Origin of the sequence: Absiella sp. AM09-50 (genome assembly GCF_003433845.1) — a bacterium.
In the GTDB taxonomy this organism is placed as follows: Bacteria; Bacillota_I; Bacilli_A; order Erysipelotrichales; family Erysipelotrichaceae; genus Hoskinsella; species Hoskinsella hominis.
On record NZ_QVFI01000022.1, the window covers coordinates 60,237 to 68,324 of the forward strand.

At 34.9% G+C, this 8,088-nt stretch carries 11 protein-coding genes; all 11 read right to left on the minus strand.

Going from position 1 to position 8,088, the window contains the following annotated elements:
- Nucleotides 1–21 precede the first annotated feature (21 nt).
- Nucleotides 22–291: a hypothetical protein gene (locus DW114_RS15945; protein WP_054322366.1), complete on the minus strand. Its 270-nt coding sequence runs from the start codon at nt 289–291 to the stop codon at nt 22–24.
- A 21-nt stretch (nt 292–312) separates the two neighbouring features.
- A complete protein-coding gene (locus DW114_RS15950; RefSeq protein WP_117454735.1) occupies nt 313–1,158 on the minus strand; it encodes a hypothetical protein in 846 nt (281 codons plus the stop codon).
- The gene (locus tag DW114_RS15955) at nt 1,139–1,750 is read right to left on the minus strand and encodes an MT-A70 family methyltransferase (protein ID WP_054322367.1); all 612 of its coding nucleotides are present in this window, start codon (nt 1,748–1,750) and stop codon (nt 1,139–1,141) included. Before DW114_RS15955 ends, DW114_RS15950 begins: the two co-directional genes overlap by 20 nt.
- Nucleotides 1,731–2,048 carry a glutamyl-tRNA amidotransferase gene (locus tag DW114_RS15960; RefSeq protein WP_178695077.1) on the minus strand — a complete coding sequence of 106 codons (318 nt, stop codon included), beginning with the start codon at nt 2,046–2,048 and terminating at the stop codon, nt 1,731–1,733. The genes DW114_RS15955 and DW114_RS15960 overlap by 20 nt, the downstream gene beginning before the upstream one ends.
- Nucleotides 2,049–2,157: 109 nt before the next feature.
- Complete coding sequence (locus DW114_RS15965) at nt 2,158–3,957, minus strand: VirD4-like conjugal transfer protein, CD1115 family (RefSeq protein WP_117454732.1); 1,800 nt, start codon at nt 3,955–3,957, stop codon at nt 2,158–2,160.
- Complete coding sequence (locus tag DW114_RS15970; protein WP_054322369.1) at nt 3,944–4,132, minus strand: hypothetical protein; 189 nt, start codon at nt 4,130–4,132, stop codon at nt 3,944–3,946. Before DW114_RS15970 ends, DW114_RS15965 begins: the two co-directional genes overlap by 14 nt.
- Before the next feature lie 9 nt (nt 4,133–4,141).
- Nucleotides 4,142–5,041, minus strand: a complete 900-nt coding sequence (locus DW114_RS15975) for a hypothetical protein (RefSeq protein ID WP_054322370.1) — start codon at nt 5,039–5,041, stop codon at nt 4,142–4,144.
- Between the two features lie 3 nt (nt 5,042–5,044).
- Nucleotides 5,045–5,818, minus strand: coding sequence for a PcfB family protein (locus DW114_RS15980; RefSeq protein WP_054322371.1), 774 nt, complete (start codon nt 5,816–5,818; stop codon nt 5,045–5,047).
- Nucleotides 5,793–7,202, minus strand: a complete 1,410-nt coding sequence (locus tag DW114_RS15985; protein WP_117454733.1) for a relaxase/mobilization nuclease domain-containing protein — start codon at nt 7,200–7,202, stop codon at nt 5,793–5,795. The genes DW114_RS15980 and DW114_RS15985 overlap by 26 nt, the downstream gene beginning before the upstream one ends.
- 1 nt (nt 7,203) lies before the next feature.
- Nucleotides 7,204–7,530, minus strand: a complete 327-nt coding sequence (locus tag DW114_RS15990; RefSeq protein ID WP_054322373.1) for a plasmid mobilization protein — start codon at nt 7,528–7,530, stop codon at nt 7,204–7,206.
- Nucleotides 7,527–7,757: a hypothetical protein gene (locus DW114_RS15995; protein ID WP_054322374.1), complete on the minus strand. Its 231-nt coding sequence runs from the start codon at nt 7,755–7,757 to the stop codon at nt 7,527–7,529. The genes DW114_RS15990 and DW114_RS15995 overlap by 4 nt, the downstream gene beginning before the upstream one ends.
- Nucleotides 7,758–8,088 lie beyond the last annotated feature (331 nt).

An 8,088-nucleotide genomic window follows, 5' to 3' on the forward strand; every position in this document is an offset into this window, starting at 1 on the left:
GAATCATTCCTAACTAGAAAATTAAATCTTACGCACATTGCATACTGTTATATAAAGAATCTTATCTTTTGGAATAGAGGCAAAACCATCTATTCCTACAACAATATTAAGAAAGCAATTTTTTGTATTTCTAAATTCATGAAATATCGTTTTGTTTTCTGGTAGATCTTCATTTTCCAAAGTTGTTAATATTTCGCCATTTACAAGATGAATATGAACATCATGGTAAAATTCACCATATTTTATAAAACCAAAATCTTCTATATTGATTTCATTTTTATTATTCTTCATGATATAAACTCCTTTTCTAAATTATATTCCCATCATTTCTCTAACAACTCGATCGCTCATCTTCACTGCACCAACAAGCACAAGCATATTAAACGCAATTTCACCTATATAACTCCATACTTGCGTAATAGCTGCTGCACTTGTATCTACTACTGGTGGTGAGGTTGCAAATAAAGAAAAGATGATACACGCTAATACAACGATCGCACCTTCTAAACATACAGCAGTGTATGATTTTAAAAATGATTTTCCAACATTTTGCGTTGGCTCTCCAGCAAAGCTGGAAAGAGGAATCGGTGCGATTGCTGTATAAAGATACAAACGAAAAAAGCGTCCGTAAACGCTCATGATCATGACAAAACTTAATACTGTAATAAATAATCCACCAATGAGCGTTACTGCCCATAACGGAATACTATCAAAAAATCCTACATCTTCAATCGCACTTACCATTTCCTGTGGTAGCACTGTTTGTGTAGCACCACCAAAACCGGCAGCATTCATAATCGTTGATACAACGCCTTGCACAATATTGAATACTGCCATCATCAGTTCTAGTCCATAGGTTACGACTGCTTTAGCCAACACAAAACGAATGAATATTTTAAGGGCGTGTTCAGGCTTCTTTACTTCCGCAAAAGAGCCACAGGTTTTCATAACACCAATCACAAAAAATAAAACAAGCAGTGCAAGTCCGATTGCCATCAATGCACCATTGATCTGTACGATAACGTCCCATATGCCACCACCTTTAAAATTTTCAGGGGATTGCGTAATGATCTGCCATATTTCTGCTAGTTTTTCGTTCCATGTATCTAGTGCATTTTGCAGGTTTTGTACAATCCAATTATCCGATTCCAATTTCATCATCTCCATTCTCTTTGTCAAATGCAATATCACTTTGTACTTCATTTCCCCATGCGTCCCAACCTTCATATGTCTGACGAGCAAACAATTCAATGCGTGGCACATCACCGGTCAATTCAACAATTCGGTTTCTCACTTCATTTGGTTTTTTGCTGTGTTCTTCGATATGAGATATGACAACTTGATGTACTCTTTTGGATACTCGCTTAGGGTGTCCTTTGGTTGCAAGCAAGCATATTTCTGCATTTGCTCTTGTCCAATAGCCCATACCCCAAAATAAACCATCACTTTTTTTGTTTTGTTTGATCCAAACAAAAGCAACTGTTTTATATTGAAATCCCCAAGCACGAATGACTTCAAAAGATTCTAAAAGAGTAGGGAAAGTTACCCATAAAAAAAGCATACAGTCTTTCTCTGCAATCTCTTGAATGGGCAACTTTTTAATTTCATCAATCGACATCGTAGGGTAATGATGTTCTGCACTTCTTCCTAGTCCTTTTTTGGAATAGACATAATATTTCCAAGGTGGATCAGCATAAATGACTTGATATTTCTTTTGTTTTTCCACTTTCTTATCCGCCTGTGATGATATTTAAGATTTCTTTTGCAAAGGTAATAATTACACCTCCTGCAAGTGTTAAAAACCCATTCGCCCTTTGACTGGCATCGTGGCTCTTTAAAGAAAGACCAATTTGTACGATTCCAAAACCTAATAAAATCATGCCCACTGCACGAATCAATCCAAAGATAAAATCACTTAGATTATTGACTACGGTAAGTGGATCATCTGCTGCATAGACAGGTAATGCACCAAATGTCATGCAACAAACCAAAACTGCATAAACAGTAAAAAGACATTTCATCTTTTTTGACATTTTTAAATGTTTCATTTTCATTAGTTCCTCCATATTTCTATTGTTTTCATAAATAAAAAGTGGAGTTATCTTGTATATCTATACTTGCCAACTCCACCTGATAAAGCAATTTTTTATAAAGAAGTTAATTGCTGTTTGATTGTCTATTTTGTATTTCTTCAATTTCTTCATCACTCAAAAGAATGTACGTTTCTTCTGTTTCTATTTCTTTTGCAGATGAGAGATCTTTTGTAAAAGTTATTGCTGCGACTGCTTCACTTACAACACCATGATGATATTCCTTTCCATGTCCATCTGGAGTCATATCAATATGAGGGTGTTTCATAATGTCATATTTTTTATCTATGATCGGTCGTTCGCCACGAATAAATAAAATTGCCAGTTCATTATCCAACATACGCACTTCATCAGGCGTTAATAGTTCACGTCCTGTATTTTGATAATTGGTTGAATAATTGCCACTATGTCCTGTACTTTTCCCATAGGTATTCGTATCAATCGTAGATTTTCCTAACAACTCAGATACATATTTATGGGTGCTTTGCTCATTTCCCCCTAAATATAAAAACTCATCACAATTGCCTGCTATGCTTTCCCATTGTTTTTCAAATAAAGCCTTTAACTGTGCCATATTTTGAAGAATGATGGATACGGATACTTCTCTTGAACGCATGACAGAAAGTATCTTATCAAAGTCATCAGGTAAACTCACATTGGCAAATTCGTCCATAAGCAGATGAACATGAACAGGCAATGTCCCTTGATAAACGGTATCTGCTAACCAAAACAACTGTTGAAACAGTTGGGTATATAGCATACTGATAAGAAAATTAAAGGAAGTATCGTTATCTGGGATAATCGCAAACAATGCAACTTTTCGTTCTCCTAAGGAAGTAAAGTCAAGTTCATCGGTTGCGGTCAGTTTAGCGACTGCTTCAAGATTGAATTTTTCTAATCGAGCCGCAAGTGTGATTTGAATACTTTTTAAAGTTTTCGCTGAACCGGAATGATAGTCTTTATAATACTTCACTGCGATATGATCAGGCTCTCGCATTTCCAAACGATAAAACAACTGATCTAGTGGAGATTGATAATAGTCATCATCTTCGTGGACTTCGCCAGCACGAAGCATTTCCATAACCATCGGAAAATTTTGTTCATCTTCAGGTGCTTCATATTTAAGATAAAAGATCAACGATAACAGTAACATACTAGCAGCTGTATCCCAAAACGGATCTTGGCTTTGCGAACCTTTGGGAGTTGTTGCCTTAAAGAGATTTGTTACTAATTTCTGTACATCATTATCTGTTCTAAGATAAGCAAAGGGATTGTAACAGTATGACTTATCCATGTTGATTAAATCAAGAACACGAATTTCATATCCTAGATTTTCCAACATATAAGCAGTATCACGAGTGAGTTCTCCTTTTGGATCTAGTACGACAAAAGAAGTGTTAGCTTGCAGTAAATTAGGCTTGGCATAAAATCTTGTCTTACCAGCACCAGAACCACCCACTACCATAGAAAGCAAATTTCTTCGATGTTTTCTGCTGTTGTAACTGACACGAACATTTTGGGTAAAAATTTTATCATCACTTGTTTTTGAACTGGCATATTTTTGATTGACCTTTTTCACCGATCCCCATTTTGCAGATCCATGTTCTTCTCCACGTCGGTAATTTTTCTTAGTGGAGTAGTATATGGCAATCCCCATTGCATAAATTCCCAAAAAGAAAAGGATAGTGCGGGGACTATCCTTAACCCATTGAATTTGAAAAGGGTGATTAAGTGCAAATGTGAGTTGTGAAAAGTTATTAGATAAACCACCATAAAGATAAGGTGCAAATAACAATGCTAACCAAACAACAGGAATCACTCCGGCAAGAAAAAGAACAAGATATGTTTCATTCTTATCTTCCTTCACTGCGATCACGACCTTTGCATCGTTCTTTGGCTTCAATAACTTTCAATAATGCGTTATCAACAAGTTCTGTATCTTGTTCATTAGCAATAAGTTCATTTCGTTTATCATTCAGTGAATTGAATATAGCACCATATTCAAACCGATTTAATCGAAGTGTATAGATAGGCTCTTTCATAACAAATACCTATCTTGCTTCATGTGATTTTTCAATCGGTGCTTTTTGACGCTTTAAATCTTTATCTAATTTTTGAACAAGATCATTGGCAGTTCTTTTAATCGTATAAAGTTCTTGCTTGATTTCATTGGGTTCCATATCCGGAAAAATAGAATTCATTTCACTAAGATGATAGGCTTTGGTATCAACACCATATTTTTTACAAAGCATATAAGATGATGCAAAAGCAGTAAGTGCATTGACATTTCTGTCATAGTCAGGATTTCCTTGTGCAAGTAATGCATGGGATAGTTCCATCGTAACAACTTGAAAAATTGCAGTCCCATTTTCCATTCCTTGTCTTAAGTTGATCACGCCAATTTGTGGATCGTAGAGAGCGCCTTTGCCTTCTGGTAATTCAGCTGCACCAACTTGGTTAAATGGAATAGGGGAGTTTTTCGCAATCGCTGTAATCAGTTCATTGATGTCATAAGAACGATCTTGACGATTGATATATTTAGCGGTTGTTTGCGTAATATCATAATTCTTTTTCGCATTATAATACGTTCCTACACTGTTATCTTCTCTTGTATATTTTTCCCCCGGTTCCATAATGAGAATAGGATTTCCTAGTTCTTCTTTTTTTACAAAAAGATGTTTTTCTTTCCAATATTTCGAATCACCGATTTGGATTGCATCTGGTCGTTGTTGCATGATCAGTAAGACATTGTTAGGTGTGTGCATAGGAAATTTTACCTGAGTATCTAAATAGGCTTGTAACTGTGTACCGCTTGTCGCAATTTCTTTGGCTTTATCATCTGCCATTTGATAGCATTTCTCACGATTTTCCTTGCTTTCTTTAATAAAATTCTCTTTTTCTTCTTCACGCTGTTTTGCAGCAGCCATAAAAATATCATCAAAATTACTCATATGTTATCTCTCCTTTGTTCTTTTCTTTTTGATTTTGGGTTGTTGATGTTTCGGGAGCATTTGTTTCTTGTTCACTTTCACATTGTCTTTGTCTTTGAGTGTCGTTTCTTTTTCTAATTCCTTTTTGATTTGTTTTAACTCAGCACGTACACTGGGCTTTTCTTGTTTGTCATTAGTACCCTCCACGACAGGATTGAAGATAGGCTCGGACGGACGGGATTTTGTCGTCTTTGCCACTTTGGGGTTTACACTGTTTTCCTCTTTTTGCAGTGATGACAGTTCTTGTTCTTCCTTTTGAATCGTTTGTGGTGATTTGGTTGGACGGACAATTTCCTGTTCTGCTTTTTGTTTTTTCGTAGCTCTTGTTTTTTCAATATCTGTCTTAACTTGAGCCGTTTGACTGACATCAGATAATTTAAAGCGTTCAACAATACGATTGATACGTGATGAATCTTCGGTTTTTACCATAATATCCACCATGCCATCAAAGTTGGAACGTTGATTACGCACTGCATAATACAAGATTCCATACTTCTTGGCTTCTTTTTGAAAACTAGCAAGATCACTAGATTTTAAAGTAAACACTGATAAAGGTTTTCCTGTACTAATCAGGTTTTCTAATCTTGTCTTGCCTTTGGTTTTCTTTTGATCTTTCATTACTGCATAGAGCATATTGGCAATTTCAAGTGCTGCTTTTCCACTTATTTTAGCCGCAACTTCCATTCCATTTAAAGAAATACGAATGACTTGATCAGCTGCTTCTCCGCCTGTGTTCATTGACTTTTTCCTCCTTTCTTTTTGGTTGTTCATTTTGTTGGATAATTTCTATTTTTTCTTTGATCACTTGCGAACGATCGGCAATATCGTCGCACAGTATCACCTCCTTTCGTAATGCTTCAATCTGTTTAGAAAGATCTGCAATCTCATGTTTTAACTCTTGCTTTTCTTCTTCAGTTAGTGTTTTTCTTCTTAAACGATAACGAAGATGTTTGCGAGTTGTCATAAGGTCTTGCATTTCTTCTTTCTTTTGTGATTGATATGAAAAAAGCTGCTCAGAAGTATCAATTTTATTGACACAAAGCAGCTTTGTTTCCTGACTGATATTTTCCATTTTCCGTATATCTTCTTTTAATAAAAAGTGCATTCTTGCAGGGGAAATGGAATTGTTTTTAGGTAAAATTCCTAACTTAAAACAGTAATAAAGATAACGACCTCTCAGACCACCGATTTTCCTTTGTTTTGACAAAGTGCCATGCAGTCTTAGTACATGGACAGATTTTTTCATACTTGGTGTTTTTCTTTGAGTAGGCAGTGGATTGGCTAATATTCTTTGACAAATAGCTTGATAAGTGTATGCTTCACCAAAATGACGAGCAATCTTGATTCCTCTTTCTTTTCCAATAGGACGAACGGTAATGTCTTTTCCTTGTTTAATGTAATAACCTTTTTCTCTTAGCTTATAGAAAAATTGTTTATCACTAATGGAAGTCGCAATTGCTTCATCTATATCATTTTTAATCATACCTCGTGCAGTAAGAACACCATCATTTTCAGCTTTCCATTCAGCATAATGTTTTGACTGTTTTCTTTTTGGATCTTCAATGACAGATAAATTGTATTCTTTGCATAATCGATCTGAAGTATCACGCATTTTTTGATAGGTAGCTTTACAATCGTTGTATCGGTATCCGTCAATGAAAGAAACTGAATTTAAGACAAAATGATTATGCAAATGCTTTTCTTTATCTAAGTGTGTTGCGACAATTACTTGGAAACGATCTCCCCATAATTCATTGGCTAACCTTACACCAATTTCATGTGCCATTTCTGGAGTGATTTCATTTTCTGCGAAAGATTGATACCCATGAAATGCAACGATACCTTCGTTTTTCCCATAACGATTTTTTACTGCGAGCATTTCTTCTCTTGCGGTGTTTGGTGAACAATTCACACCACTGACAAATCGTTCTTGTAGAGTAGTGGAAGTGGTTGCTTCCTCTCTCATTGCATAATGGATAACATCATGCAGTCCTTGTTTTTCCTCTTGGGTTAAATTATCATTTTGGTAAAAAGCAGGATTATCTGTCTTTTCAGGATTTTCTGCATAGATCAAAACTTTTCCTAACCAGCCTTTCACTTTCCAAATTGCAGTAGTAGCCATATCAATATTTTCTAGGTGTGATAACAGCGTTCGTAATATCTTTTACTGTTTTTTCAAACAGACGAACTGCTTTGTCATATTCCTGAACATCAATCACATTTAAGCGATGTGCTTTCGATGCAATCTGATTTAAGTTATTACCAATCGCATGAAGTTCTTTCATCATACTAAAATAATCAGGTGATGGAGCATCGTTAGGAATGACACCATTTATCAGATGACGAATATAGGCTTCTTGAGATAAACCAGATCTTTTGACCATCGCTTTTAAATGTTGTTGTTCTTTTTTATTCAGTCTAGTGATAACTGAAATGTTTCTTTTTCTCATTTTGTTTCCTCCATTGTTTCTTGATTTAAAAATTTTTTAATATCTTCATAACTATGAATTTCTATTTGAAATACATATTGAAAAAAGTCTTTTAAGTTAAGCAGTGTATAGTTTTCATAATTGCTTGTTTTTAGTTTTTGAAATACTTGTATGTCTTTAAAATGTAAATCTGATAGATATTCACATTTCAAAAGATCAAACATATCTTCAAAAATATCATTGTTCATCAAGGATCAACCTCGCTTTCTTTTGCATAGCGTATTTAATTACCACAACACACATAAACATCACTCATAATGTCAATGCGTGAATAACGTAAAAAAGAGCCGAATATAGTTCCGGCTCATATAAATCAATTATTTTGTTATTTTTGAGTCAATAAATTTTTCGGCTCACTTTTCGGCTCATTTTTGGGCTCAATTTTTGGCTCATTTTTTCGATTGTTTTTTTAGAAGTTCTTTTCTTTAACATTACATTTCTTTTTTTTAAGAAAAAGCCACTCAATTTGATACGATTCTCAAAAGTAGACAGTACAAATAATTAAAACGTACTGAATAC